Consider the following 25,070-nt stretch of genomic DNA (forward strand, 5'->3'; position numbering starts at 1 on the left):
TCCCGGTCCCTGGAACGCGTCTCCCCGGAGGAATCCTCACTGGTGAAGCCTTGTGCGCCCGGGGCATCGTGAAGCCGCGCCCGGCCGGGCGGAAGGCGGCCGGCCGTCATCAGTGAATCCGGAATCCCGTTGACGTCGGGAAAACCCGAGGAGGCTCGTCCATGACTGCGATCACCCGTGCGGAGGCCCTTGCCCGCGTGGAGGCGGGTATCGCCAAGGCGGAAGAGATCGGCGTGGACATGAACATCGCGATCGTCGACGACGGCGGGCACCTGGTCCAGTTCTCACGTCAGGACAACGCCTGGCTCGGCTCGATCGACATCGCCCTGAAGAAGGCGAAGACCGCGGTGCTCTTCCGCATGCCCACCTCCGTCATCGGTGAGATCTCCCAGCCCGGCGGCCCGGTGTACGGCATCGAGCACAGCAACGCCGGCCTGGTGACCTTCGGCGGCGGCCTGCCGATCACCGACGAGGAGGGCAACGTCATCGGCGCCGTCGGCGTGTCCGGTGGGGACGTCGTCCAGGACACCACTGTCGCCGAGGCGGTCGTCAGGGCCGCCGTTCCCGCCCGGGCCTGATCCGGGCCGTGTGCCGCCGTGTCCGGCCGCGACGGCGCACGCCACCGGCCGCATCAGGGCGGCCGGACGCATCCGGGTGACCGGTGAAAGCGACCGGCAAAGGGGAGGGAACGGGACTTGCCGGTTCCGCCGGCCGCCGGGAGGGCATGATCGCCTGCCCGCTGACGCCGTACGACGACACCGGTGGCATGGACGCCGGAATCTACGCCGCGCAGGTGGAGTTCCTGCTCGGCTCGGGTTTCACCGCCCTGTGCCCGCTGACGCACGCCGGAGAGTCCCTGGACCTGTCCTTCACCGAACGTGAACGGGTGACCTGCCTGTCCGTACCGGTGGCCGGGCAGCGCGCGCCGGTGGTCGCGCACATCAGTTGCCCGGCCACCGGCCACACGGCCGAACTGGCCGGGCACAACCCGGTCCACCCCGTGGTGCAGGACGGCGGGATCATCCGGCACCGCGCGAAACTGCTGTACGCGTACCGCAACGCCGCCGTGCCACGCGTCCAGTTGATCCCGCGCAAGGCCTACGGCGGCGCGTACACCGCCGTGGACTCCCGGTCCGCCGGCGCCGGCCTCCCCTGCCCTGGCCGGCCGGCGAGATCGCGGTGATCCGGGTGGTGCGCGGCACCGCGGAGGACCACGAGGTGGCCGCCGTCATGGCGGTGCTCCTCGCGCTCGCCGCCTCCCGCCCCGCGTCGCTCCGTCCGGCGCGGTGCCGCGCGGCGTCCTGGCGCCGGAGGAGGCCTGGGCCGCGGACGGGGGCTGATCCGGTGGAGGAGACACCGCAGCGGGGACAGCCGCTCCCGCGGGAGCCGAACGCTCCCCCGGCAGGCATGCGCGTCCCATGGCCCATAATCGAGAGCGTGGGTGCGGTATCGCGACGGCATCTCGTCTTGGGGCAGTTCCTCAGGGCCAAGAGGGCGGCTCTGTCCCCCGAGGACGTGGGATTGCGCGAAACCGGGCGGATTCGCCGCGTCCCCGGACTGCGCCGTGAGGAAGTCGCCCAACTCGCCGACGTGAGCGTCGACTACTACACCCGTCTGGAGCAGGGGCGCATGACCCATGCGTCCGATGCGGTGCTCGGCAGCATCGCCCAGGCGCTGAAACTCACCCGGGCCGAGCGGGAGTACCTGCACTCCTGTGCGCGTGCGGCGTTCCCCCTCGGCGCCTCTCCCCCGGCCGACACCGTGACGCCCGAGACGCAGACGCTCCTCGACAGCATGGCCCGCGTCCCGGCCGTCGTACTCGGCCGCCGTATGGACGTCATCGCCTGGAACGCCATGGGCGCCGCGCTGTTCCTCGACTTCTCCGAAGTCGATCCCGAGCGGCGCAATCTGGCCCGCATGGTCTTCCTCGAACCTCGGGTACGGGAGCTGTACGTCGACTGGTCCGATGCCGCCAGCGGCTTCGTCGAACGACTGCGCATGGATGCCACCCGCTACCCGGACGATCCCCGGCTGGACGACCTGGTCGAAGAGCTGTCCGCCCGTGACCCCGACTTTCGGCGCTGGTGGGGACGGCACAGGGTGCAGGGCGTGACCTCGGGGCGCAAGCGCATCCGCCACCCCGTCGCCGGAGAGCTCACCCTGGACTGGCAGGCACTCCGGATCACCGCGTCTCCGGAGCAGACGATCATCGTGCACACCCCCGCCAAGGACGCCCGGACCCAACAGGGATTCGAAGCGCTGGCCGCGTGGTCGGAGGCGATGGCCGGCGGGACAGCCGGGTCCTCGGAGGCCGGGACGGGCAGCCCCGGCGGAGCCGGGGGCCGCAGCGGTCGGTGACCTGACCACGGGCGCGTCGGTGCGGTGGTCCGCGTTCCCCCCGCGGCCCGGATCCGGGGCACGAGGGGGCGGGGGCGGTTCCGGCGAGGGGTCGTGGCGGGCTCGGTGTGTTCGAGGGTCTCCCTGACGTGCGTCCGGCGACGGTGGGACTCCCGCCGCACGGGCCCCGTGGAGGACCGCCGGGCACTCGGCCGGCTCCCCGTGCCGCCCTGTGCGGGGAGCCGGCCGAGTGCCCGGCGGAGGGTTCGCGCCTCCGCGCCTCCGGGGGAACCCGGGACGGGCCGCGGCCGGCCGGCTGCTACTTGACGTCCGCCCTGACCGAGTCGCCGATGAAGCCGTTCCTGAAGGTGACCGCCTTCGGGGCCATGGACCCCTTCACGGTGACGGTGCCGGTGGCCTTCTCGCCCTCGGCGAGTTCGACCGTGTCGATCTGCCGCTCGTCCACGCCGAGTTCGACGGTGCGCTTCGTGCCGTCCGAGCCCGTGACCTGGAAGTACAGCGGGTTGACGCTGACCTTCTCGGCGCTGTTGTTCACCACCGTGACCAGGACGGAGGTGTAGTCCTCCCCCTGCGCGAGGATGGTCGGCTGGAAGTCGGTGGCCTCCGCCGAGACCGCGATCGGCGACGCCGCGGCGTCCTCCTCTGCCTCCTCGGCACCCTCCTCCTTGGCACTCCCGCCCTTGGCGTCCTCGTCCTTCTTCCCGCCGTCGCCGGACTCCTCCGGCGCCGACGACGCGGGCGGCTTCTTCTCCGCGCCGGTGTCGTCGCCTCCGCCGAGAGCCGCGGCGACGATGCCGATCAGGACGAAGAAGGCGATGACACCGAGGCAGCCGAATCCGATGATCTTGCCCACGCTGGACTTCTTCTGAGGAGGCATCGGCTGCTGTGGCGGCATCCCGTGGTACTGCGGCTGCTGCGGCTGGCCGGGGCCCCACTGCTGGGGGCCGGGGTTGGACTGGGTCATGAGACCCCCCTCTTTCCTGGTGACTGCTTCCGGATCTCGGGGCGCGGCGTCCGGTCCGAAGGCGGACGTCACCGCGCCCGCACCGGGCCGGTCCGCGATTTGTGTGTTACAGAACGCGACCCATCATACGGAAACTGAGTTAACGAACGAGCCAGCGTTTCATATCACGACATCCACCCGAACGCCAAAGAGAGTCAACAAGCGACACCCTGTCAGCACCGCTCCCTCCGAGCGGGGAACGCGCGAACCAGGCTGCGAGAGGGGTGTGTTGACAACGCCCGGGTTGATCTCCGCAGTGTGTCCCCCTGGGGCCCCATCAGGCACACAAGAGCACACACATCCACCCGAAAGGGTGATGCGGTGGCAGACGCGTCCATTCCGGCCGATGCTCGCCGGACGCGGTGATGCCAGGCGAGGTGCCGGGAGAACCTCGGTGCGCTGTCCGGTTCCCGGCCGTGATCCGGCCGTACTCCTCATCCCTCGGCCGGTCGCCGTGGCCGGGCACGCCGACGGCCGCCCGGCACCACCGGGCCTCGTGGGGCCGGGACCGGCACGCCTCCGCCCGCGCGGCCGCCCGGGGGATCCTCAGGGCCGCCGGACCCGGCCGCGGTTCACGGCGTCCCGTCGAGGAACGGACCCAGTACCGCGGCGAGTTCGGCGGGCGCGTCCATCGCGATGAGGTGGGCCGCGGTGGCGAACTCGACCAGGGTGGCGCCGGGGATCTCCTCGGCGTACCGGCGGGCGATGTCCTGGAAGTCGGCCACGTCGAGCCTGCCGACTCCCACCAGCGTGGGCACGGAGATCGAGGCGAGGTCACCGGCCGCGGGGTCCTGGGAGTACCCCTCCACGACGGTCTGGTTCGCCAGGGCCGTCCGCAGAGGGCCGCGGAGCCGGTCGGACAGCCCCGGGGCCACGTCGTCCCAGTCGCGGACGGGTCCGCGCAGCCACATGTCCAGGTTCACCCCGACGGCGGCGTCCAGGTCGCCCGCTTCCAGGGCCGCGGCCTCGGCCTCGTCGCAGGCGATCACCTCCGCCGACCAGCGGTGGTCCGGCCGCGGCGCGGCGAACAGCGCGAGGGAGCCCACCCGGCCCGGGTGGGCGAGGGCGAAGTCCACGGCCACGCGGCCGCCCCAGGACGCGCCCACCAGACGGACGCGCTCGTGGCCGAGGTGGTCCAGGAGCCGGCGCAGATCGTCGGTCTCGCGGAACGGCCCGGTCGGGGGTGGGGACTCGCCGAAGCCGCGCAGGTCGTACCGGATCACTGTGTACCGTTCCGCGAGGGCCGGCACGACCGCGTCCCACATGCGGTGATCGGCGATGCCGGCGTGCACGAGCACGACGGGCGGTCCGCCACCGGTGACGGTGTAGAAGAGGTGGCCGAGATCGTCGGCGAGTGCGGGCATCCGCAGATGCTCGCACGACGGCAGGGCGCACACCACCCATTACCGGCTCCGGGCGCGTCCGCCCGGTCCCGCCACGGCGAGAGCCCGGCCGCGCGGTTCGCGCGACCGGGCTCCCAGCCGGTACGGGGCCGCCGGGTCAGGCGGCGGCGGGGGCCGGCCCGACGAGTTGCTCCAGGACGTCCTCCATCGTGACGAAGCCGAGCAGCGCGTCCCCGTCGCCGGTGACGGCGGCCAGGTGGGTGCCGGCGGCGCGCATGGTGGTCAGCACGTCGTCCATCGGGGTGTCGGCCCGGACGCGCACGACCCTGCGCAGCGCCTCGGGCGGGAACGGCCTGTCCCGGTGGACGACGCCGAGGGCGTCCTTGACGTGGAGGTAGCCCAGCACCGTCCCGCCCGGTCCGGTGACCGGCAGCCGGGAGTAGCCGGCCGTGGTGGCGGTGCGCTCCAGCTCGTCGGGGGTGACCGTGTGGCCGACGGTGTGCATCTCGTGGAGGGGCACCAGGATCTCGCCCACCGGGCGGCGGCCCAGTTCCAGGGCGTCCCTCAGCCGCTGGTGGCCGCCGGGCTCGATCAGCCCCGCCCGGTCCGCGTCCTCGGCCATCCGGGCGAGTTCCTCGTCGGTGAAGACGGAGGCGACCTCGTCCTTGGGCTCCACCTTCAGCAGCCGCAGCAGGGCGTTGGCGAAGGCGTTGATGCCGAAGATCACCGGCCGCAGGGCCCGGGTGAGGGCCACCAGGGGCGGCCCCAGCAGCAGGGCCGTGCGGACCGGGGCGGCCAGCGCGATGTTCTTCGGCACCATCTCGCCGACGAGCATGTGCAGGTAGGTCGCCAGCGTCAGGGCGATGACGAAGGCGATGGGGTGCACCAGCGCGTCGGGGACGCCGACCGCCGCGAAGGGCGGCTCCAGCAGGTGCGCGATCGCCGGTTCGGCCACCGCGCCCAGGACCAGCGAGGAGACGGTGATGCCGAGCTGGGCGGTGGCCATCAGGGCGGAGAGGTGTTCCAGTGCCCACAGCACCGTGCGGGCGCGTTTGGCGCCCCTCTCGGCGTGCGGCTCGATCTGGCTGCGGCGCACCGAGACCAGCGCGAACTCCGCGCCGACGAAGAAGGCGTTGGTCAGCAGCGTCAGGGCGCCGATGATCAGTTGGACCGTGGTCACCGGGCCCCCTCCTCGACGAGTTCCCGCACGTCCGGCTCGCTCGGCGCGGGGGCGGTGATGCGTATCCGGTCCGCGCGGTGGTGGTCCACGTCCAGGACGTGGAGCTCCCAGCCGTCGACCTCGACCGCGTCACCGGGGACGGGGATGCGCTCCAGCAGGGTGGCCAGGAGCCCCGCGGCGGTCTCGTAGGGGCCGTCGGGCGCGGTCAGGCCGATCTGCTCCAGCTCGTCCAGGCGGACGCCGCCGTCGGCCTCCCAGCACTCGCGGCCGTCGGAGGCCGGGCCGACGGAGCTCAGCGCGGGCTCCTCCTGGGGGTCGTGCTCGTCGCGGACCTCGCCGACGACCTCCTCGACGATGTCCTCCACGGTGGCGACACCGGCGGTGCCGCCGTACTCGTCGACGACGACCGCTATGGTGCGGCGGCTGCGCAGCCGCTCCAGCAGCCGGTCGACGGGGAGCGTCTCGGGCACCAGCAGCGGCTCGGTGAGCAGCTCGGTGACGGGGGTCCGGGGGCGGGCGGCGGCCTCCAGGGCGAGGACGTCGCGGATGTGGACGGTGCCGATCACCTCGTCCAGGGTGTCCCGGTAGACGGGGAAGACGGACAGTCCGGTGGCCAGGGTCAGGTTGGCGGCGTCGGCGGCGGTGGCATGGGCCTCCAGCGCCTTGACGTCCACCCGGGGGGTCATCACGTTCTCCGCGGTCAGCTCGCTCAGGTGAAGGGTGCGCACGAACAGCTCGGCGGAGTCCTCCTCGATCATGCCCTCCTTCGCCGAGCGCCTGGCCAGGGAGGCCAGCTCGTCGGGGGTGCGGGTCGAGGCCAGCTCCTCGGCGGGTTCCAGGCCGAGGCGGCGCACCAGGCGGTTGGCGGTGGTGTTCAGGTGGCGGATCAGGGGACGGAAGGCCGCGGTGAAGCCGCGCTGCGGTCCGGCGACGACCCTGGCCACGGCCAGGGGGCTGGAGATCGCCCAGTTCTTGGGCACCAGCTCGCCGAGCACCATCAGCACCACCGTGGAGGCGGTGACGCCGAGCACGGTGGCGACCGGGGGGACCGCCCCGGCGGGCAGTCCGGCGGCCCGGAGGGGGCCGCGCAGCAGCACGGCCAGCGACGGTTCGGCGAGCATGCCGATCACCAGGGAGGTCACGGTGATGCCCAGCTGGGCGCCGGAGAGCTGGAAGGTGAGTTGCCGGACGGCCTTCAGGGCGCTGTCGGCTCCGCGCTCCCCATCACGCGCGGCCCGCTCCAGTGCGCCCCTCTCGACCGTGGTCAGGGAGAACTCGGCCGCCACGAAGACGGCGCATCCCAGGACGAGTGCGAGGGCCACCAGAAGGAGCAGGACTTCGGTCACCGTGCCACCTCCGTTCGCTCACCTGTCGTGGAGCGGCCGCGGGTGGCACGGCTGGTACTGGGGGGTTCGCCCATGGTGGGTGTGTTGCCCTTTCTCGGCTGATAGTCGGGATGTCCGGAGAGTACCGACACCCTCAGGCCATAGTAAATGGTCGGCAAAACACCCGCCGGAAGCGCGGCGTCACTTCGGGTGGCCGAAGCTTTCCGGACTTTCCTCCGGTCGGCGTCCGGCCCCGTGCCCCACGGCGGGCGGTTCCCCCCTATTCTTCTACACGCATGTAGAAGTTGGGGAGGGCGGTGCGGGCCTGCCTCCGGCGGAACGGCCGCACGCCGCTCGCCCCCCACGTCACCGGAAGGAAGACCATGGCGTCGATCGATCTGGAGAAGGTGCTGGACAAGGCATGGGCGGACAAGTCCCTGCCGGAGATCCTCCAGGCCCCGGTATCGGCCCTCAGGGGGGTCTCGGACCGCGACGGCGAACTGCTGGAGGAGGCGTTCGGCGTGAAGACGGTGGCCGACCTGGCCGACCTGGAGTACGTCCGCTGGGCCCAGGCCCTCGCCGCGCTGGCCCCGGCCAGGTGACGGACCCCTCCCGCATCCCCACAGCAGCACGACACGACAAGGAGTGAACGCCGCGATGGTGTTCAAACGGTTGCTCGGCTCGCTCGGCGTGGGCGGCCCCACGGTGGACACGGTCCTGGACCCCGGCCCCTTCCTGCCCGGCGGCAGCCTCACCGGCCGGGTCCACCTCAGGGGCGGCAGCGCCGACTTCGACATCGAGCACATCACCCTGGAACTGGTCGCCCGCGTCGAGGCCGAGACGGACGGCGGGGAGCACCAGGGCACGGTCGTCTTCGACCGCTTCACCGTCGGCGGCGGCTTCCGCCTGCCCGAGGGCGCGGAGCACGGTGTCCCGTTCACCGTGACGCTGCCGTGGGAGACCCCCGTCACCGAGCTGCACGGGCAGCCGCTGGGCGTCGTCCTCGGAGTGCGCACCGAGCTGGCGGTCGCCGGGGCGAAGGACAAGGGCGACCTCGACCCCCTGGCCGTCCGCCCGCTGCCCGTGCAGGAGGCCGTCCTGGAGGCCTTCGGGCAGCTCGGCTTCGGGTTCCGGTCCGCCGACCTGGAGTACGGGCGCATCCACGGCACCGGGCAGACCCTCCCCTTCTACCAGGAGATCGAGATCACCCCGTCCCCGCGGTACGCGCACGCGGTGAACGAGATCGAGGTGACCTTCCTGGCCGGCCCCGGCGGGATGGAGGTGGTGCTGGAGGCCGACAAGCGCGGCGGGCTCCTCTCCGGCGGGCACGACGCGCTCACCCGCTTCACCGTCGGCCACCAGGACGTCCGCGACTGGAACGCCGAGGTGGACGGCTGGGTGCGGCAGCTCGTGGAGAACCGCCCCGCGCACGGCTTCCCGGCACCGTACGGGCACCACGGCGAGCACCACGGCGAGTACCACGCTGAGCATCACGGCGAGCACCGCTCCGGCCCCGGCATGGGCACCGCGATCGCCGCGGGCGCCGCGGGACTCGCGGTCGGTGTCGCCGGCGGGATGGTGGCGGCCGAAATCGTCGACGAAGTGGGGGACTTCTTCGAGGACGACGGGGAAGAGGGCTGACCGAGAGGTCCTTCCAGGGGCGCGCCCGGCCCTGCGGGCGCGCCCGTCCCCTCCCGCCGGGGCCGCCGCCGAAGGCGCCCCGGCGGCCCGTCACAGCGGGGTGGCCGCCCTCAGCACCAGGAACAGGGTGACCGCCGAGTTCGCCGAGGACAGCGCCGAGAACGCGGCACCGGCCACGGCCGTCCACACCGCCAGTCCGGCGGCCGTGAACACCGGCGGCCAGGCGCGCGGCGCCGGAGCCGGGGCGAGGAGGGCCGCCACCCGGCGCGGCACCGGCCCGGGTCCGGCGGCCCCCGCCAGCGTCACCGCCGGAGCGCCGCGGGAGTCCAGCGCCGCCTTGCCGATGGCGCGGGCCACCGTCCGCCGGCTGCCCACCGCACGGGCCGCCGCCTCGTCCGCCCACCGCTCCACGGTGTAGGCCACGGACGTGCGCAGCGGCCGCAGGAACGGGTTGGCCCCCGCCGCCAGCCTCACCGCCAGCAGGTACCGGTGGTGCCGGGCCTCCAGATGACTGCGCTCGTGGGCGAACAGCGCCCGGCGCTCGGCCGCGCCGAGCCGGGAGAGCACCGCCGCGGAGACCACCACACGGCCGCCGCGCCCCCAGGGGCCGGGCAGGGCGTAGGCGTAGGGGACGGGGTCGGGCAGCACCGCCACGGACGTGCCCGGCAGCCCCTCCAGCGCCCGCCGGGCCCGGCGGCCGGTCCGGTGGTGCCGCCACAGCGTCCTCGCCGCCACCGCCAGCACGGCGGCCAGGGCGGGAATGGACGCCTTCCCCGCCACCTCGTCGTACGGGACCGCCTCGCGCACCTCCGGGTCCGACCAGCCGTCCGGCAGCGGGTTGCCCGGCAGCTGCGCCGTCCCCACCACGACCAGCAGCGCCAGGCACAGCGTGCTGCACACCGCGAGCACGACGGCCGTGGCCGACAGCATGAGGGTGGCGGTGCGCGGATGCAGCCGCCGTTCGGCCAGGTGCGCGATGGGCCAGGCGGTCAGCGGCAGGACCAGCGGCAGGAAGACGAAGACCCCCATGGACATCAGTCCTCCGGTTCCTCCGCCTGCCTCAGGAGTTCCCGGAGCACCTGCTCGTCGTCCGGGGACAGCTCGGCCACGAAGCCGGCCAGCACCGCCTGGCGGTCGCTCTCCGCGTCCAGCACCCTGCGCATCCGCAGCGCGGCCAGCCGGGCTTCGTCGGCGGCCGCCGTCCACACGAACGACCGGCCCTCCTTCCGCCGTTCCACCACGCCCTTGGCCAGCAGCCGGGTCAGGACGGTGATCACGGTGGTGTACGCCAGGGAGCCGCCGAGCCGCTCCCGCACCCACGCGGTGTCCACCGGCCCCGGCGCCTCGCGCAGCACGGACAGCACCTGCGTCTCCAGCTCGCCCTGGCCGCGCCGTCGGGGGCCCTCCTGCCGGCCTCTCACCCCGCCTCCCTCCAGCCGTGTCCCGCTCCGTGGGCGGTCCATCGTAGCCACGCTCCCGGAAGGCCCCTCCGCGGCGCGGGAGCGCGGCCGGAACACGGGGCCCGCCCCGGTCACCAGGGGTGGGTGGCCGAGCCCGTCCGGCGGGCCGCCGGCCGGAGGCGGGGCTCGGGCGACCGGGGCGGGAGCTGGTCGGTCCGCCGCGCATACGCCAGCGGCGAGGTGCCGAGCGCCGGGGTGGTGACACCGACGGGCCAGGCCCGCAGCGCATAGCTCCCCGTGTGGTCGGCGACGGCGAAGTGGAACGGCAGCCCCTCGGCGAGCAGCTCGGACGCGGCCCGCTGCCGCGCGTCGTCCTCGCACCACCGCCGCAGCTCCGCCGGCGCGTCGGGCAGCCGCTCCGGCACGCGGGCGAGCGTGCCGTCCGGGATCCAGGGCGCCGCCGGATCGGGGTCGAGCCCGTCGGCGACGCGGCGGGCCTGCTCCCGCAGCCAGCGCAGCGCGAGACGGCGGTTGGGCGCCGAGTGGCGGCCGAGCGGCACGGCGACGGTGGTGCCGTTCACCGGCCCTTCGGCGACGACCTCGGCCCGGTAGGAGCGGGCCGTCTCCCCCTCGGCGCCCGGTGCGGCCCTCCCGCCCCGGCGGACCGTCCGCGCGGGGACGGGTGCGCCCGGGAGGGCGGCGGTCCACGGCGGGCGGTGCCGCACGGGGCCTGCGAGGCGGATGGTGCGCGCGGAGAGCTGGAGGTCGTTCGTCACGCCCCCCACGGTGACAGCGGTAGCGCAGAGTGACAAGTGGTGACGCACCGCGAACACCCGTCGTACGGGTGGACGCGGTGCGACGCGCGCCGTGCGCCGGGGCCCCGCGCGGTCGCGCGGCCCGGCCCGCCGTCCGCCGCTACCCGCTCAGCTCCGGCTTGCCGAACAGGACGGCGTACCCGGAGGGGAGCTGGCTGAGGACCTGGTTGAGCTCGCCCCCGGAGATCGCCTCGGCCATGGGGGCCAGCACGGCGCTGGCGTCCCACTCGGCCGTCCTGGGCCGGGCGCCGGTCCGCTCGCCCACCCGGCGGCAGAACTCCTCCACGCCGAACGTCTCGGGCTGGTCCACCCGGTTCTCCTCCAGAATCTCGCTCAGATGGCCCGGCAGCTGCGCCGCCAGGTCCTCCACCTCGCCCGGGGTGATCCGGGCCGCGAGCACCGACAGCACCGCGTCGGCGATCTGCTCCGCCTCCTGCTGGCTCTTGTACTCCCCGAGGTCGCGGACCCGGGCGAGGAACTCGTCGTACCTCATCGGTGACCTTCCTTCCCAACCGGCGGATGCCACTCGGGCAGCTCACCGGGTCCCCCGCATCGCCGCCGCGAACCCCCCGCGGGCCGCTCCGGGCCGCGGGCGGGGTCCGCGGGGGTGAACGTCCGTGCCCTCGCGCGCCGGTCCTCGTTGGCCCCCTGCGAGGAGGCCCCGGCGGCCGGGCGCGGGGCCGCGGAACCCGAGGAGCCGCGAGCATGACGGACACCGCGCCGGTGCGGCGGGCGGACCTGCCGCCCGGTCCCCGACTGCCGTACGCCGTCCAGGGGCTGCGGATGCTGTACGCGCCCGAGGCGTTCTCGGACTCCTGCCGGCGGCGCTACGGCGACACCTACACGCTGGGGGTGCCGCGGCGGCCGGTGACCGTGTGGAGTTCGGACCCGGCCCTGGCCCGGCTGGTGACCCGGCTGCCGGACGAGGCGTCCACGGCCGCCGAGTGGAACGCGGCGGCGGAGTTCCTGTGGGGTCCGCGCTCGCCGTTCGTCGTCGAGGGCGAGGAGCACCGGCGGACCCGCCGGCTGGTGATGCCGGTGCTGCGCGGGCCCCGGGTGCTCGCCCGGCGGGAGGAGATCGGCGAGGCCGCGCGGCGGGCGGCCGCGGGCTGGAGCCGGGAGGGGCCCGTCCGGCTGCTGGAGGAGATGCGGGCCCTGGTGCTGGAGCTGATGGTCCGCTCCGTCCTCGGCCCCGGGGCCGGTCCCGTCTCCGGCCCCGGGGCCGATCCGCTCGCGTCGCGGGTCGCCCGCCTCACCGAGACGCTGCGCAGGATCACCCTCGGCTCGCTGCTGCTGCCGTGGACCCGGCACGTCCCCGGCAGCGCCTACGGGCGGGTGCTGCGCGCCCGGCGCGAGCTGGCCGGCTGCCTGGAGGCCGCGTCCCGGGCGCGGGCCGGGGAGGGCGGCGGGCCGGGGCTGCTGGGCGATCTGGTGCGGGCCCGCGCGGACGGGCGGCTGGCCGGGGACGCCCTCGCCGACCAGCTGATCGCCTTCCTGCTGGGCGGCTACGCGACCACCGCGACGGCCCTGGCCTCCGCCTTCGACCTGCTGCTGCACCATCCGGCGGCGCTGGAGCGCGCCGAGGACGAGGCCGCAGGCGGGGAGGGCGGCGAGGAGGGCGGGGGGCCGTGGCTGGAGGCCGTCGTCCGGGAGAGCCTGCGGCTGAGCCCGCCCGCGTGGGTCTTCGGGCGGGTGCTGCGCGAGCCGGTGGAGTTCGGCCGGTGGCGTCTGCCGGCCGGGGCGTGGGTGGCCTTCGACGTGCTGGAGATGCACCGCCGGGCGGACGCCCTGGCGGGCCTCGGCGGCGATCCGGGCGCCTTCCGTCCCGAGCGGCACCTGGCGCGTGCGGCGGACGGCAGGCGGTGCACCGGTGCGGTGCCGTCCTGGCACGTCTTCGGCGGCGGCGGGCGGGTGTGCCCGGGGGCGTCGTTCGCCCCCTTCGTGGTGCGGACCGTGCTGGCGGCGGTGCTGGCCCGGGTGCGGCTGCGGCCGCTGCGGGACCGGCCGGGGACGCTGGTGCGCGAGTCGACGCTGCTGGTGGTGCGGGACGGAGTGCCCGTCACCGTGTCGGACCGCTGAGCGCCTCCGCCGGGCGCCGGACGTGCGCGGCCAGTTCGCGGCCGAAGGCGTCGGCCAGCAGCCGGGCGTGGCCGGGCAGGGTGTGGCTGACGACGCCCAGGGTGTACGTGCCCCCGCAGTCCGTCAGCGCGAAGCCGGCCGTTCCCGGCGCCTGCACCGGGGGCAGGGGGATCACCCGCTCCATCGGCCTGCCGTCCAGGAACCACGGGCCGCGCGGCCACCTGACGGCCATGCAGGCCACGGGCGCCTGACCGGGCGCGGCGGCCCGCGCGGCGAGCAGGCGCAGCGCCCAGGGGCCCAGCCGGGCGGCGGTGCCCACCAGGCGCGCCGCCGGGTCCGCGCCGCCCAGCGGGCCGTGGGCGGCGAGCAGCCCCCGGCAGGCCGCCAGCCGTTCGGCGGGGCCGTCCGCGTCGGCCGGGAGCGGTACCCGCACCACCGAGACGACGTTGCCGAGCTCCCGGGCGCCGTCCGGGGTGCGCAGGTCCACCGGGAACGTCCCGAACAGCGGGCGGGGGGCGCCGGGCCAGCGGTGCGGCGGGCCGTGGACGGCGCGCAGGGCGCCCGTGGCCGCCGCCAGCAGCACCTCGTTGAGGGTCGCGCCCAGTCCCGGGAGGGCCCGGCGGGCGGCCCGCACCGCGGCGGGGTCCACCTCCGTCCAGGCCGTCTCCGGGCGTGCGGCCGCTCCGGCGGGCAGGGGGAGGGCCCGGCCGGGGCCCAGGGGGACGCGAGGCCGGGCGTGCGCGCTCCCCTGCGCGTCGTCCGGGTGGGCGGCCCGGAGCGCGCGCACCTCCCGCACGCCTCCGCCGGGGCGGCCGCCGCGCCCGGGGTCGCCGTCGAGGAGCCGACTCAGCAGGATCTCCAGGGAGCGTCCGTCGAGGAGGGCGTGGTGGGCGGTCAGCACGAGGGCGAACCGGCCGGCCCCCGCCCGCCGCACCAGGCGCAGCCGCCAGGGCGGCAGCCCGTCGGGCAGGGGGCGGGCGACGAGGCGGCCGAGCAGTCCGGTGAGGTCCGCGTCACCGGGCCCGCCGGTGTCGTCGGCGGTGTCGTCGGCGGTGTCGTCGGCGGGCCCGTCTTCGGCTGTCTCGCCGGCGTCGAGGACCTGGCGGCCGGGGTCGAAGCGCTCCAGCGGCAGCCAGCGGTGCGGGCGCAGCCGGGCGGCGGGCCCCTCCGGCCGCAGCAGCGCGCGGCGCAGCCGGGGCAGGCCGCCCCACCGTCCGGCGACCCGGGCGCGCAGCTCGTCCGGGTGCGGCGGCTCGCCGGCGAACAGGGCCGCCACCCCGATGGTCTCCGGAATTCCGGGCATCGCGCACAGGAGTTCGTCGATGGGCGACAGCACGATTCCGTTTCTCGTTCCCGGCATCTTCTCCGCTCTTTTCCCGCACACCCGCGCAGACCATTCGGCGGTTTTCCCGAAAAGCACACGAGTTGTGCGTTCCGTTCCTTTTCTGCATTTCTGTGTGAGTATTCTGCCGACCCGGTCGACGAGGAGAGAGAACCCATGGCCCCTACGGTCCTGGACGGCACCGCGCTCGACCCGGTACGCCGCTGGCTGCTCACCACCGACCAGCGCGGCCTCGCGGACGTCTACGACGAACTGCGCGCCGCCGGGCCGCTGGTGCCGACCCCGTGGGGCTCCCTGCTGGTCACCGGCCACCGCGACTGCGCCCGGGTGCTCACCGGCCGGACGTGGCTGACGATCGGCGCCCGGTGGCGCGACGCGCACCGCCCCGGCTGGCGGCACAGCCCGAGCACCGTCGCGCTGTGCCGCAGCGCCCTCCAGACGGACCCGCCCCGGCACGCCCGCAAGCGGCACCTGCTGACGCGGCTGGTCGCCCCGCGGCTCCTGCCCCGCCTGGAGCCGGTGGCGGCGCGCCGCGCCGAGGAGTGCCTGCGCGCCCTGGACGACCGGCTGCGGCGGGAGGGGACGGCCGACGCGGTGGCGGCCGTGTGCCGTCCGCTGCCCGCCGCCGTCCTGGCCGAGCTGCTGGACCTGCCGCCCGTCGACCTGGACCGGCTCGGCGCCGCCGCCCACGACTACTCCCGCGCGGCGGAGCTGGTGCGCACGCCCGGCCTGGTGCGCCGGGCCGACGCCGCGGCCGCGGACCTGACGGACCGGCTGGGCGCGCTGATCGACCGCCACCGGCGGCGGATCCCGCCGCCGCGCTGGTGCGAACCGGAACCGGGGGACGCGCTGGACGCCCTCCTCACCCTGTTCGGCGCGGGCGTGGTGACCACCTCCGCCCTGCTGGGCAGCGTCTTCCTGGCGCTGCTGGAGAACCCGGGGGCGGCCGCCCGGATCGGCGGCGACCCGGGGTACGCGGACCGGTTCGTCGACGAGGTGCTGCGCTGGGACCCGCCCGCCCGGGTGGTGACCCGGGTCGCCTCGGCCCCCGCCGAGCTGGCCGGGACCGTCCTGCCGGAGGGCCGGGTGGTGCACGTGCTCCTCGGCGCCGCGCACCGCGACCCGGAGGTGTTCGGCGACCCCCACGCGTTCGATCCCGGGCGTCCGCCCGGCCGGCTGCTCGCCTTCGGCGCGGGGGCCCACTACTGCGTGGGCGCGGCGGTGGGCCGCGCCCAGGCCGTCGCGCTGGCGCGCGGCCTGGCCCGGCGCGTCCCGGGGCTGCGGCTCGCCGCCGCGCCCCGGAGGCGGACCGGGCCGAATTTCGCCGACCTCGACCACCTGCCCGTCGCCCCACGGATTCCCGCGTGCTTTCCGCGGGGCCGCGCGGAAGGGGGCCGGCCGTGATCCCCGGCGGGCCCGCACCCGTGACTCCGCGACCGCGTCCGCGGAGAACGGTCGAAGCACCCGAAGCGTCCCCGACGCGGACCGCACCGCGCGCGGAGCGGAGCGCGGAAACCAGAGAACCGACGGAAACTCCCCCGGGGGACAGCATGGCGGACGTCTTCGGAAAGAAGCGGTCGGCGGTCCAGCGCGCGCTGGCCGACGACCCGGCCCGGCCCTACTACCGCCCGCTCTCGGCCCGGGGGGCGGAGGTCGAGATCGACGGCCGCACGGTGGTCATGGCCGGGTGCAACGACTACCTGGGGCTGTCGACCGACCCCCGGGTGACGGAGGCCGCGGCCCGCGCGCTGCGCCGCTTCGGCGCCTCCTGCTCGGGGTCGCGCGTCCTCAACGGCACGCTCGCCCTCCACGAGGAGCTGGAGGGGCGGCTGGCGGCGTTCGTCGGCGGCGAGGCGGCCCTGGTGACCACCACCGGATTCCAGGCCAACCTCGCGCTCGCGGCCCTCCTCGACGAGGGCGACACCGTCTTCGCCGACATGTCCAACCACGCCTCGCTGGTGGACGCCGTCCGGCTGAGCCCGGCCGACCACCGACGCTACCGCCACTCCGACCTCGACCACCTCGACCGGCTGCTGGCCGCCTCCGACCCGGCGTCCGGCCGGCTGATCGTCACCGACGGCCTGTTCTCCATGGAGGGCGACCTGTGCCGGCTGCCCGGGCTCGTGGCGCTGGCCCGGCGCCACGGCGCCCGCCTGGTGGTGGACGGCGCCCACGACATCGGGCTGCTGGGGGCCCGGGGCCGCGGCGTGGTCGAGCACTTCGGTCTGACGGGCCGGGTCGACCTGGTCACCGGGACGCTGTCGAAGTGCTTCGGCTCGGTCGGCGGGATGCTCGTCGGCCCCGCCGACGTCGTCGAGCACCTGCGGTACAACGCCCGGTCGGTGCTCTTCTCGGCCGCGATGCCGCCGGCCTCGGCCGCCGCCGCCCTGGCCGCGCTCGACATCGTGGAGTCCGAACCGGAGCGCAGACGGCGGGTGTTCGGCCACGCCCGGCGGCTGCTGGAGGGCCTGCGGTCGCTGGGCTACGACACCGGCGACTCCACCACCCCGGTCGTCCCCGTCTACACCGGCGGCACGGCCCGGTGCCTGCGGATGTGGCAGGAGCTGCTGGACGCGGGGGTGTTCACCAACGCCGTGGTGGAACCGGCCGTGGCCAGGAACCGGGCGCTGATCCGGGTGACGCCCCAGGCCGTCCACACCGACGGGCACATCGCCCGCATCCTGGACGCCTTCGCCGAGGTGGCGCGCCGGATGGGCCCCGCCCCCGCCGTCCCGCCGGGCGCGCGGCCCCGCCGGCCGGTGGAGGTCCCGGCGTGACCGCCGCCGCGGCCCCCTCCGGAACCGCCCCCGCCGGAACCGCCGTGGCGGGCACGTCCGCCGGTGTCGCCGTCCGCCCGGTGCGGGGCCGCGCGGACGCCACCGCCTTCGTCGCCCTGCCCCGTGCCCTGTACCGCGGCGACCCGCACTGGGTGGCGCCGCTGGAGCGGGACCAGCGGGCCCTCCTCGACCGGCGGCGCAACCCCTTCTTCGACGTCGGCGCGGCCGAGTTCTTCCTGGCCCGCCGGGGACGGCGGGTGGTGGGCCGGATCGCCGCCGCCGTGGACTGCCGCCTCCAGGCCCGCCACGACCCGCACTGCGGCGTGTTCGGGTTCTTCGAGTGCGCCGACGACCCCGGCGCGGCCGCCGCCCTCTTCGACGCGGCCGCCGCCTGGCTGCGCGAGCGCGGACTGCGCACGATGCTCGGCCCGATGGGCTTCTCCACCAACGACGAGTGCGGGGTGCTGGTGGAGGGCTTCGACGGCCCGCCCAGCGTGATGATGCCGTACAACCACCCCTACTACCCCGCCCTCTACACCGCCTGCGGCCTGGTCAGGGCCAGGGACCTGCTGTCCTGGCGGGTCCCGATGCCGCCCGGCGGCGACCCTCCCCCCGTCGTCGCCCGCGCCGCCGAGTGGGCCCTTCAGTCGCCGGACGTACGGGTGCGTCCGCTGGACCCGGCCCGTATGGACGACGACCTGGCCGCCGTGCGGGAGATCTACACCGAGGCCTGGACGGAGAACTACGCCTCCGTCCCGCTGACCGGCCGCGAGTTCGCCCACACCCTGCGCCGGCTGCGCCCGCTGATCCGGCCCGAGCTGCTGTGGTTCGCCGAGGTGCGCGGCGAGCCCGTCGCCTTCACCCTGTGGCTGCCCGACGCCAACCAGGCGCTGCGCGCCGCCCGCGGCCGGCTCACCACCTTCGGCGTGCCCGTCGGCCTGCTGCGGATCGCCCTGGCCTTCCGGCGCGTCGACCGGACCCGCGCGATCATCACCGGCATCAAGGAGGCCCACCGCTCGCGCGGGCTGGGCGCGGCGCTGGTCGCCGAGGCCCAGCGGGCCGCGTTCCGCCTCGGCTACACCGAGAGCGAGCTGTCCTGGCTGCTGGAGGACAACCGCGACGCCAACCGCTACGCCGAGGCGTTCGGCGGCGTCCTCTTCCGCCGCCACCGCCTCTACCGGCGCGGTCTCGTGCCCGCTCCCCCGCCCGCCGGGGAGGCGTACCGGTGAGGTACCTCGTCACCGGGGCGACCGGGTTCGTCGGCCGCCGGCTGGTCCGGCGGCTGCTGCTGGACGGCCACACCGTCACCGCGCTGGTCCGCGACCGCGCACGCGCCGGGCTGCCGCCGGGGGTGGGCGCGGTGGACGGGGACCTGGCCACCGGCCGCGGCCTGCGGCGGGCCGTCGCCGAGGCCCGCGCCGACCGCGTCGTCCACCTGGCCGGCACCGTCAAGGCCACCCGCCCCTCCGGCTACGCCCCCGTCAACGCCGACGGCACCCGCCGCCTGTGCGAGGCCCTGGCCGGCCTGCCCGAGCCGCCGCGCCTGGTGTACTGCTCCTCCCTGGCCGCCGCCGGACCGTCGCGGCCCGGCAGGCCCCGCCGGGAGACGGACCCGCCGGAGCCGGTGTCGGCGTACGGGCGGAGCAAGCTCGCCGGGGAGCTGGCCCTGCGCGCGGTGGCCGGCCGGGTGCCGGGGACGGTGGTCCGTCCGCCGATCGTCCACGGGCCCGGTGACGCCGAGTTCCTGCCCGTCCTGCTGGCCCTGGTGAGGGGCGGGGTGCTGCCCGTGTGCGGCACCGGCCCGCGCCTGTACTCGCTGATCCACGTGGACGACCTGTGCCGCGCCCTGGCCGCCGCGGCCGACCGCGGCGCCACCGTGGAGCGCGGCCCCACGGCGCGCGGCGTCTACCACGTCGGCGACGGCGTCGAGCACCGCTACCAGGACCTGGCGGCGGACGTGGCCGCTCTGGCCGGGTGCCGCCCGCCCCGGACCGTCCCGGTGCCCCGCGCGGTGGCGATGGCCGCCGCCTGGGGGGCGGAGCTGGCGGCGCGGGCGCGGGGCAGGCCGTCGATGCTCGCCCGGGACAAGATCCGCGAGGCCTGCCGTCCGGCCTGGACGTGCGGCCACGAGCGGGCCGCCCTCGACCTGGGCTTCACGCCCGGCCTGGTCTGGCCCGCCGGCCTCGGCGACCTCCTCGGCGACGTCCTCACCGGCGTCCCGCGTCCCGCCCCGGCCGTGTGACCCCGCGCCGGAACCGGCGCGGGGCGGGGGTCAGGCCGCCGGCAGGTCGACCTCGAAGGCCACGATCATCTGCTCGCGGTCCGAGGTCCTCTCGCCCATGACCAGCACCTTGCCCGTGTCGTAGGCGTAGAGGCTGTCGCTCTGGGAGAGGTAGGCGCCGTCGGGCATCACCATGGTGCCCGCGTACACCGGCTTCCCCGTGTCCGGGTCGAGGACGCCCACGCGGGTCCAGTAGTTCTTCCCGGGGTCGGCCTCGGCGATCAGCATGCGGTCGTCCGCGTCGTCGTGGCCGATGAGGGAGACGGACGCGCCTCCCTCCCAGACCACCGTCCCGGTCGTGAGGTCGAGCACCGCGTGGCCGCCGCTGCGCAGCTTGCCGAAGTAGAGCCCGCTCCCGGTGATGCCGTTGCCCTTGTCGTCGAACACCATCTCGGACGCCTTGCCCGTGAGGTCCACGGTCTCGACGGTGTCGCCGTCCTCGGCGAAGTTGAGCACCCGCGGCGGGCTGGACTCGCCCTCGCCGACGGTGACCGCCACGATCAGCGGATGGTCGGAGAGGATCTTGACGGGCCGGCCCTGCTGGTCGGACACGCTGACGCCCCGGCCGCCGTACTGGGTGTCGAGGACGAGCAGTTCGTCGCGGCACTCGGGCTTGGCCACGATGTGCCGGGCGCTGAAGACGTAGGTGTACCGGCACTTGACGGGCAGCGAGGCGAGCGGGTCGGACGCGGCCCCGGTCCGCACGTCGAACATCCGGACGCCTTCGACGGTGTTGAGCCCGACCGTGATGTTCTCGTCGCCCGCGTGGACCCTCGGCCCGTTCGCGCCGTACTCGCTGGGGATCTTCTTCGCCCAGACCACGGTTCCGGTGTCGACCTCGATCGCGGCGAGGTAGGTGCACTCGTCGCCGCCGGAGTCGAAGAGCACCGCGCCCATGCCGTTGCCGCTGGCCTCGGGGGACATCGCGCACGGCTCTCCCGCGCCCTCGGGCGGCTCGACCTCCCACTTCTGCCGGCCGGTCGCGGTGTCGTAGCCGCGCACGCCGTGCTCGTCGCCGTAGACCAGGGTGCTGCCCCTGAGCCAGCGGGCGGGCCACTGCACCGTGAAGCCGGAGGACGCGCTGGAGCGCGGGAGCCCGTCCTTCTGCCAGGCGACGTCCAGGGCGTCCGGCGGTACGTCCGACCCGGTGCCGCCGGAGCTCTTGGGGAGGGCGGTGAGCAGGAAGAAGACTCCGCCGCCCAGGAGCGCGAGGACGAGGAGGCAGGCGATCACGACGGCGGCGGCCTTGCCGCCCGAGCGGCGGGGAGCCGGGGCGGGCGGACCGGGAGTGCCCCAGCCGCCCGGTCCCACGGGAGCGCCGGGGGCGCCGGGGGCGCCGGGGCCGGGCCATCCCCCGGGCTGTGGGGCCCCGTAGCCGGGGCTGCCATAACCGGGCGCGCCGCCGGGAGCTCCGAAGCCGGGCGCACCGCCGGGGGCGCCGAAGCCCGGGGCCGGGGCGGTCGCCGGCCCGGGAGCGTGTCCGGGGGACCGCGGTGGCGGCTGCGGCGGCCGGGCTGGCGGGGGAGGCAGCGGCGCACCACCGCCCGTGCCCCCGGAGCCGCCGCTGTCATGGCCTGCTCCGCCCCCGTTGCCGACGGGCTCCCCGTCCGGCCGGTCCTCCCGCGCCACGTGACCTCCCCCATTCCTGGACCTCGCTGAACCGCCGCGGCACCGCCCGGCGCTTCCGTGCCGGCGGCACCGCGTCCCCCGCACAGGCGACCGGCCGCGGACCGGCCGCCGTCCCGCCCCTCGGGCGGGACCGGGAACCCCCTCGGCCCCCAGGGGCGAGGGAATTCGCGCGTCCACCGCGGGCCGCGGGCGCCCGCCGGTGAACTCGGCCATCCTGGCACGGTGTTCGGCGGAACTGAATCGGCTGCGCGCCGGACGGCTGCCCCGCTTCGGCCGGTCGCCCCGCGCTCCCTCAGGCGGCCCGGAGGACGACCGAGACGTTGTGGCCGCCGAACCCGAAGGAGTTGCTGACGGCGGCTGCGACCCGCTGCTCCCGCGCGGTCTTGGTCACCAGGTCGATGCCGAACCGCGCGGCGGGCGCGTCGACGTTGGCCGTCGGCGGAACCAGCGAGTGCTGGATGCTGAGGACCGTCAGCACCGCCTCGACCGCGCCCGCCGCCCCCAGGGAGTGCCCCAGCGCGCCCTTGGCGGACGTCACGCTCGGGCCGTGCCCGAACACCCTGGCGATCATGCTCGCCTCGGCCGCGTCCCCCAGCGGGGTGGAGGTGGCGTGGGCGTTGACGTGGTCGACGTCCCGCGCGTCCAGCCCCGCGTCCGCCAGCGCGGCGGCCACCGCGAGTTCGGCGATCCGCCCCTCGGGGTGGGGCGCGGTGGGGTGGAGGGCGTCGGTGCTCGCCCCGCATCCGGCCAGCAGCGCCCGGGGGCGCACACCCCGCGCCCGCGCGTGCTCGGCCCGCTCCAGCACCAGCACGGCGGCGGCCTCGGCCATGACGAACCCGTCGCTGTCCTCCGCGAACGGCCGCGAGGCGGCCTCCGGTTCGTCCCCGCGCCGCGACAGCGCCCCGGCCTGGTGGAACCCGGCCACCACCAGCGGGGTGACCGCCGCCTCCGTGCCGCCCGCCAGGACGATGTCGCACAGCCCGGCCAGCAGCCAGTCGCGGGCGATGGCCAGCGCGCTGGCCCCGGAGGCGCAGGCCGTGGAGGCGGACAGGCTCGGGCCGCGGGCGGCGAGGGCGAGGGCGACCTCCCCGGCCGCCATGTTCGGCAGCAGCATCGGGATGACCGCCGCCGACACCGCCCCGGGCCCCTCCCGCCGCAGCCGCGCGAACTCCGTCTCCCACGTCCCGGCGCCGCCCAGACCGCAGCCGAGGACGACGCCGACGCGCGGCGCGTCCCACTCCCGCGGGTCCAGTTCCGCGTCCCGCACGGCCTCGTCGGCCGCCGCCAGCGCGAGCTGCGTGAAGCGGTCCTGCCGCCAGAGCTGCCGCCGCCGCCTGCGGTCGGTGACGGCGAACTCCGGGACGCGGCAGCTGAAGTCGACGGCCAGCCCCGCCAGTTCCCCGTCCCGGCGCGCCGTGGACTCGCCGGCGCGGACCCGGCGCCAGGTCTCCTCCACCCCGGCCCCGGCCGGGGTGACCGCCCCCAGGCCGGTCACCGCGACATCCGGACGGCTCACCGCGGCGCCACCGCCGCGCCGGCCTCCCAGGCCTCCTCGATCGCGGCGGCGAGCTCGCCCAGCGTGGTGTCCAGGGTGACCTGCTCCTCGCCGAACGGCACACCGGTCCGGTCCTTCAGGGTGAGCGCGAACTCGACCCGCCCCAGCGAGTCCAGGTCCACGTCCTCCAGCGTGGCGTCCGGCGCCAGCTCGTCCTCGGCGAACTGGAACTTGCCCACCAGAATGTCCACAACGACGCCGTACGCCCTGCTCATCGGTCTCCTCAACGGGGTCGGTTCCGACCGGCCGCGGCCGGTCGCTGCCGTCCCCCATCCTTGTGTCTCGGCCATGGGAGGAAAGGAACCGCGGACCTCATTTCACTCATACGAGGCAGAAGTCGCGGAAGCGCCTGACACACCCGTCCGCACCCGCCCGCCGTCCCACGGGCGCGGACGGCTGTGAGAATCGGGAACGCGAGCGGCGCGGACGGGAAGACGGCGGACGCGGCGGCGGACGCGGCGGCGAACGCGGCGACAGGCGGGACGCGAAGGGGAGAAGGGGAGGGGCCTTGCTGGCGCTCAAGGGGGTGAGCCGCGTGTTCGGCGAGCGCCGGGCGCTGCGGTCGGTCGACCTGGAGGTGGCCGCGGGCGAACGCGTCGCGCTGCTGGGCCCCAACGGCTCGGGCAAGTCGACGCTGCTGCGGATCGCCTGCGGCCGGGACCGCCCCACCACGGGCACCGTCGAGTTCCACGGCGCGCCGATGTCCGAGGACGACCCGCGGGTGCGGGCCCGGGTGGCGGTCGTCGGCGACTCCCTGAGCTGCTACCCGGACCTGACGGTGCGTCAGCACCTCGAACTGGTCGCGGTGGCCCACGCCGTGCCCGACCCCGACGACCGGATCGACCGGCTCCTGCGCGACCACCGCCTCTCCGGCCACGCCGACGCCCTGCCGTCGGGCCTCTCCTCCGGCCAGCTCCAGCAGATGCTGCTGGCGGCGGCGCTGCTGCGCCCCCGCGACCTGCTCGTCCTCGACGAACCGGAGCAGCGGCTCGACCCCTCCGCGCGCCTCCGCCTGGCCGGCCTGCTGCGCGCGGAGGGCGGGGCGGGGACGGCCGTGCTGTTCGCCACCCACGACCACGCGCTGGCACGCACCGTGGCGGACCGCGTCCTCGTCCTGGCCGACGGCTCCCCCGTCGCCGAGGGCCCGCCCGGCGAGGTGACGGCGGGAGCGGGCCGGTGAGCCGCGCGGCGCCGCCGTCCGGCGCGCCCGCCCTGCCCCGCCCGGCCGCCGCGCCGGACCGGACCGCCGGGACGCTGGCGTGGCTGCGGGCCCGGCGCGGCGCCGGACGCCTCCGCCGCTTCGCCTACGCCGCGTACGTGGCGCTGGTCCTGCTGACCGGCTGGTACGGCCTGTTCGCCGCCGGCCTCCTGTACGAGATCCGCCACGGCACGCCCCTGGCCGGGCAGGCGGAGGTGATCGCGCGGACGCTGCCCTCCGCCGCGGTCTGCGCGGCGCTGGCCGCCCTGGCCGTCACGGTGTGGGACGCCCTGTGGCGCGGCCCGGTGACCCCGCCGCGGCCCGACGTCGACTGGCTGGTGGCGCTGCCGGTGCGGCGCGGGCCGGTCCTGCTGCCCTGGTTCGCGCTCTCCGCCGGGATCTGGACGCTCGCCGCGCTGCTGGCGGGCTTCGCCGCCGTGCTGCTGCTGGCGGCGGCCGGGCTCGGCGGCGTCGGCCGGCTGGCCCTCGCCGTCCTGCCCCCGGCGGTCTGCCTGGCCCTGCTGGCCGTGACCGCGGCGGCCCTCGTCCAGCGCTCCCCGGCGCTCGCCGGCCGGCTCCGCCGCCTCTCCCCGCTCCTGGCGGCACCGGTGCTGCTGAGCGCCGCGCAGACGGCGGCCGCCGCGTACGGGCACCGCCTGCCGGCACTGGAGACGGTGGCGCTGTGGTCCGGCCCGTGGGGGTGGGCGGCGCAGCCCGTCCTCGCCGCGACCGGCGGCCCCTCGCCGCTGTGGCCGCCGGCCGCGGCGCTGCTGGCGGGCTCCACGGCCGCCGCCCTGGCGTGCTGCGGGCGGATCGTGGCGGGCATGCCCGCCGCGGTCCTGCGGGACCGGGCCCGGACCGTCGGCGGGGTCCTGGCCGCGCTGTGGGCGGTGGACCCCCGCGCGGTCCGGCTGTCGGTGGCGGCCGGACGGGAGAGCCGGCCGCGGGGACGGACCGGGCGGTGGGCGGCCCGGCTGCGTCCGCCGCGCCGCCCGGGGCTGCTGGTGGCCTGGCGCGACACGGTGGCCCTGCTCATGGCGCCCGGCCGCGCCGCCCGGGCGGTGCTGCTGCTCGCCGCGGTGGGCGAGGCCCTGGCCGCCGGGGCGGAGGGCGGGGGGGGGGCGGTGTCCCTCCCCCCGCCCCC

At 76.1% G+C, this 25,070-nt stretch carries 22 protein-coding genes and 3 pseudogenes; 13 read left to right on the top strand and 12 right to left on the bottom strand.

All coding sequences use genetic code 11. The features are described from left to right. Positions 1–161 precede the first annotated feature (161 nt). From ABD358_RS22625 to ABD358_RS22640, 4 genes and pseudogenes are all read left to right on the top strand, one after another. A complete protein-coding gene (locus tag ABD358_RS22625) occupies positions 162–578 on the top strand; it encodes a GlcG/HbpS family heme-binding protein (protein ID WP_344632954.1) in 417 nt (138 codons plus the stop codon). Between the two features lie 146 nt (positions 579–724). Further along, positions 725–967: pseudogene (locus ABD358_RS22630) on the top strand (dihydrodipicolinate synthase family protein); the annotation flags it as partial. A gap of 39 nt (positions 968–1,006) precedes the next feature. Continuing rightward, positions 1,007–1,185, top strand: a pseudogene (locus ABD358_RS22635) (carboxyl transferase domain-containing protein); the annotation flags it as partial. A 222-nt stretch (positions 1,186–1,407) separates the two neighbouring features. After that, complete coding sequence (locus ABD358_RS22640; RefSeq protein ID WP_344632976.1) at positions 1,408–2,358, top strand: helix-turn-helix transcriptional regulator; 951 nt, start codon at positions 1,408–1,410, stop codon at positions 2,356–2,358. A 298-nt stretch (positions 2,359–2,656) separates the two neighbouring features. Here the strand turns inward: ABD358_RS22640 and ABD358_RS22645 are convergent, their stop codons facing one another. From ABD358_RS22645 to ABD358_RS22660, 4 genes are all read right to left on the bottom strand, one after another. Then, positions 2,657–3,322, bottom strand: coding sequence for a DUF4352 domain-containing protein (locus ABD358_RS22645; RefSeq protein ID WP_344632955.1), 666 nt, complete (start codon positions 3,320–3,322; stop codon positions 2,657–2,659). 611 nt (positions 3,323–3,933) lie between these two features. Beyond that, positions 3,934–4,725: an alpha/beta fold hydrolase gene (locus ABD358_RS22650; RefSeq protein WP_344632956.1), complete on the bottom strand. Its 792-nt coding sequence runs from the start codon at positions 4,723–4,725 to the stop codon at positions 3,934–3,936. Positions 4,726–4,861: 136 nt separating this feature from the next. Beyond that, positions 4,862–5,884, bottom strand: coding sequence for a hemolysin family protein (locus ABD358_RS22655; protein WP_344632957.1), 1,023 nt, complete (start codon positions 5,882–5,884; stop codon positions 4,862–4,864). Continuing rightward, the gene (locus ABD358_RS22660; protein ID WP_344632958.1) at positions 5,881–7,230 is read right to left on the bottom strand and encodes a hemolysin family protein; all 1,350 of its coding nucleotides are present in this window, start codon (positions 7,228–7,230) and stop codon (positions 5,881–5,883) included. Before ABD358_RS22660 ends, ABD358_RS22655 begins: the two co-directional genes overlap by 4 nt. Before the next feature lie 362 nt (positions 7,231–7,592). On the opposite strand from ABD358_RS22660, the gene ABD358_RS22665 reads away from it, so the two are divergent. Both ABD358_RS22665 and ABD358_RS22670 read left to right on the top strand, forming a co-directional pair. Continuing rightward, positions 7,593–7,811 (top strand): hypothetical protein, encoded by a 219-nt coding sequence (locus ABD358_RS22665; RefSeq protein ID WP_344632959.1) that lies wholly within the window; start codon positions 7,593–7,595, stop codon positions 7,809–7,811. Between the two features lie 55 nt (positions 7,812–7,866). Further along, positions 7,867–8,850: a sporulation protein gene (locus tag ABD358_RS22670; RefSeq protein WP_344632960.1), complete on the top strand. Its 984-nt coding sequence runs from the start codon at positions 7,867–7,869 to the stop codon at positions 8,848–8,850. 90 nt (positions 8,851–8,940) lie between these two features. Here the strand turns inward: ABD358_RS22670 and ABD358_RS22675 are convergent, their stop codons facing one another. From ABD358_RS22675 to ABD358_RS22690, 4 genes are all read right to left on the bottom strand, one after another. Beyond that, on the bottom strand, positions 8,941–9,879 hold the full coding sequence (locus tag ABD358_RS22675; protein ID WP_344632977.1) for a M56 family metallopeptidase: 939 nt from the start codon (positions 9,877–9,879) through the stop codon (positions 8,941–8,943). 5 nt (positions 9,880–9,884) lie between these two features. Then, positions 9,885–10,313, bottom strand: coding sequence for a BlaI/MecI/CopY family transcriptional regulator (locus ABD358_RS22680; RefSeq protein ID WP_425576393.1), 429 nt, complete (start codon positions 10,311–10,313; stop codon positions 9,885–9,887). A gap of 68 nt (positions 10,314–10,381) precedes the next feature. Then, positions 10,382–11,026, bottom strand: coding sequence for a hypothetical protein (locus tag ABD358_RS22685; RefSeq protein WP_344632962.1), 645 nt, complete (start codon positions 11,024–11,026; stop codon positions 10,382–10,384). A gap of 139 nt (positions 11,027–11,165) precedes the next feature. Beyond that, positions 11,166–11,558 (bottom strand): DUF2267 domain-containing protein, encoded by a 393-nt coding sequence (locus ABD358_RS22690; RefSeq protein ID WP_344632963.1) that lies wholly within the window; start codon positions 11,556–11,558, stop codon positions 11,166–11,168. A gap of 212 nt (positions 11,559–11,770) precedes the next feature. On the opposite strand from ABD358_RS22690, the gene ABD358_RS22695 reads away from it, so the two are divergent. Next, the gene (locus ABD358_RS22695) at positions 11,771–13,144 is read left to right on the top strand and encodes a cytochrome P450 (RefSeq protein WP_344632964.1); all 1,374 of its coding nucleotides are present in this window, start codon (positions 11,771–11,773) and stop codon (positions 13,142–13,144) included. Here the strand turns inward: ABD358_RS22695 and ABD358_RS22700 are convergent. Beyond that, a complete protein-coding gene (locus ABD358_RS22700; protein ID WP_344632965.1) occupies positions 13,125–14,504 on the bottom strand; it encodes a wax ester/triacylglycerol synthase domain-containing protein in 1,380 nt (459 codons plus the stop codon). The genes ABD358_RS22695 and ABD358_RS22700 overlap by 20 nt on opposite strands. 138 nt (positions 14,505–14,642) lie before the next feature. Here ABD358_RS22700 and ABD358_RS22705 point away from each other — a divergent pair, with 138 nt between their 5' ends. From ABD358_RS22705 to ABD358_RS22720, 4 genes are all read left to right on the top strand, one after another. Next, a complete protein-coding gene (locus tag ABD358_RS22705; protein WP_344632966.1) occupies positions 14,643–15,890 on the top strand; it encodes a cytochrome P450 in 1,248 nt (415 codons plus the stop codon). 146 nt (positions 15,891–16,036) lie between these two features. Beyond that, positions 16,037–17,263 carry an aminotransferase class I/II-fold pyridoxal phosphate-dependent enzyme gene (locus ABD358_RS22710; RefSeq protein ID WP_344632967.1) on the top strand — a complete coding sequence of 409 codons (1,227 nt, stop codon included), beginning with the start codon at positions 16,037–16,039 and terminating at the stop codon, positions 17,261–17,263. Continuing rightward, the gene (locus ABD358_RS22715) at positions 17,260–18,492 is read left to right on the top strand and encodes a GNAT family N-acetyltransferase (protein WP_344632968.1); all 1,233 of its coding nucleotides are present in this window, start codon (positions 17,260–17,262) and stop codon (positions 18,490–18,492) included. Before ABD358_RS22710 ends, ABD358_RS22715 begins: the two co-directional genes overlap by 4 nt. Beyond that, positions 18,489–19,505 carry an NAD-dependent epimerase/dehydratase family protein gene (locus ABD358_RS22720; RefSeq protein ID WP_344632969.1) on the top strand — a complete coding sequence of 339 codons (1,017 nt, stop codon included), beginning with the start codon at positions 18,489–18,491 and terminating at the stop codon, positions 19,503–19,505. The genes ABD358_RS22715 and ABD358_RS22720 overlap by 4 nt, the downstream gene beginning before the upstream one ends. Positions 19,506–19,535: 30 nt before the next feature. Here the strand turns inward: ABD358_RS22720 and ABD358_RS22725 are convergent, their stop codons facing one another. The 3 genes from ABD358_RS22725 to ABD358_RS22735 all read right to left on the bottom strand — a co-directional run bounded on the left by ABD358_RS22725 (position 19,536) and on the right by ABD358_RS22735 (position 22,943). Beyond that, entirely contained in the window at positions 19,536–20,777 is a 1,242-nt protein-coding gene (locus ABD358_RS22725; protein WP_344632970.1) for an outer membrane protein assembly factor BamB family protein, read from the bottom strand. A gap of 688 nt (positions 20,778–21,465) precedes the next feature. Next, on the bottom strand, positions 21,466–22,689 hold the full coding sequence (locus ABD358_RS22730) for a beta-ketoacyl-[acyl-carrier-protein] synthase family protein (RefSeq protein ID WP_344632971.1): 1,224 nt from the start codon (positions 22,687–22,689) through the stop codon (positions 21,466–21,468). Continuing rightward, positions 22,686–22,943 (bottom strand): acyl carrier protein, encoded by a 258-nt coding sequence (locus tag ABD358_RS22735; RefSeq protein WP_344632972.1) that lies wholly within the window; start codon positions 22,941–22,943, stop codon positions 22,686–22,688. Before ABD358_RS22735 ends, ABD358_RS22730 begins: the two co-directional genes overlap by 4 nt. 293 nt (positions 22,944–23,236) lie before the next feature. On the opposite strand from ABD358_RS22735, the gene ABD358_RS22740 reads away from it, so the two are divergent. After that, complete coding sequence (locus ABD358_RS22740; protein ID WP_344632973.1) at positions 23,237–23,908, top strand: ABC transporter ATP-binding protein; 672 nt, start codon at positions 23,237–23,239, stop codon at positions 23,906–23,908. Further along, positions 23,905–25,070, top strand: a pseudogene (locus ABD358_RS22745) (DUF6297 family protein); the annotation flags it as partial. The gene ABD358_RS22740 and the pseudogene ABD358_RS22745, both read left to right, overlap by 4 nt.

The organism is Streptomyces glaucosporus, assembly GCF_039533345.1.
Classification (GTDB): domain Bacteria; phylum Actinomycetota; class Actinomycetes; order Streptomycetales; family Streptomycetaceae; genus Streptomyces; species Streptomyces glaucosporus.

What these genes read in the sequence shown, in the direction of transcription:
- ABD358_RS22665 (WP_344632959.1), top strand. Translation starts at nt 7,593, where the DNA reads ATGGCGTCGATCGATCTGGAGAAGGTGCTGGACAAGGCATGGGCGGAC.
- ABD358_RS22650 (WP_344632956.1), bottom strand. Translation starts at nt 4,725, where the DNA reads ATGCCCGCACTCGCCGACGATCTCGGCCACCTCTTCTACACCGTCACC.
- ABD358_RS22640 (WP_344632976.1), top strand. Translation starts at nt 1,408, where the DNA reads ATGCGCGTCCCATGGCCCATAATCGAGAGCGTGGGTGCGGTATCGCGA.
- ABD358_RS22680 (WP_425576393.1), bottom strand. Translation starts at nt 10,313, where the DNA reads ATGGACCGCCCACGGAGCGGGACACGGCTGGAGGGAGGCGGGGTGAGA.
- ABD358_RS22670 (WP_344632960.1), top strand. Translation starts at nt 7,867, where the DNA reads ATGGTGTTCAAACGGTTGCTCGGCTCGCTCGGCGTGGGCGGCCCCACG.
- ABD358_RS22695 (WP_344632964.1), top strand. Translation starts at nt 11,771, where the DNA reads ATGACGGACACCGCGCCGGTGCGGCGGGCGGACCTGCCGCCCGGTCCC.
- ABD358_RS22735 (WP_344632972.1), bottom strand. Translation starts at nt 22,943, where the DNA reads ATGAGCAGGGCGTACGGCGTCGTTGTGGACATTCTGGTGGGCAAGTTC.
- ABD358_RS22705 (WP_344632966.1), top strand. Translation starts at nt 14,643, where the DNA reads ATGGCCCCTACGGTCCTGGACGGCACCGCGCTCGACCCGGTACGCCGC.
- ABD358_RS22700 (WP_344632965.1), bottom strand. Translation starts at nt 14,504, where the DNA reads ATGCCGGGAACGAGAAACGGAATCGTGCTGTCGCCCATCGACGAACTC.
- ABD358_RS22675 (WP_344632977.1), bottom strand. Translation starts at nt 9,879, where the DNA reads ATGGGGGTCTTCGTCTTCCTGCCGCTGGTCCTGCCGCTGACCGCCTGG.
- ABD358_RS22625 (WP_344632954.1), top strand. Translation starts at nt 162, where the DNA reads ATGACTGCGATCACCCGTGCGGAGGCCCTTGCCCGCGTGGAGGCGGGT.
- ABD358_RS22690 (WP_344632963.1), bottom strand. Translation starts at nt 11,558, where the DNA reads ATGAGGTACGACGAGTTCCTCGCCCGGGTCCGCGACCTCGGGGAGTAC.
- ABD358_RS22645 (WP_344632955.1), bottom strand. Translation starts at nt 3,322, where the DNA reads ATGACCCAGTCCAACCCCGGCCCCCAGCAGTGGGGCCCCGGCCAGCCG.
- ABD358_RS22710 (WP_344632967.1), top strand. Translation starts at nt 16,037, where the DNA reads ATGGCGGACGTCTTCGGAAAGAAGCGGTCGGCGGTCCAGCGCGCGCTG.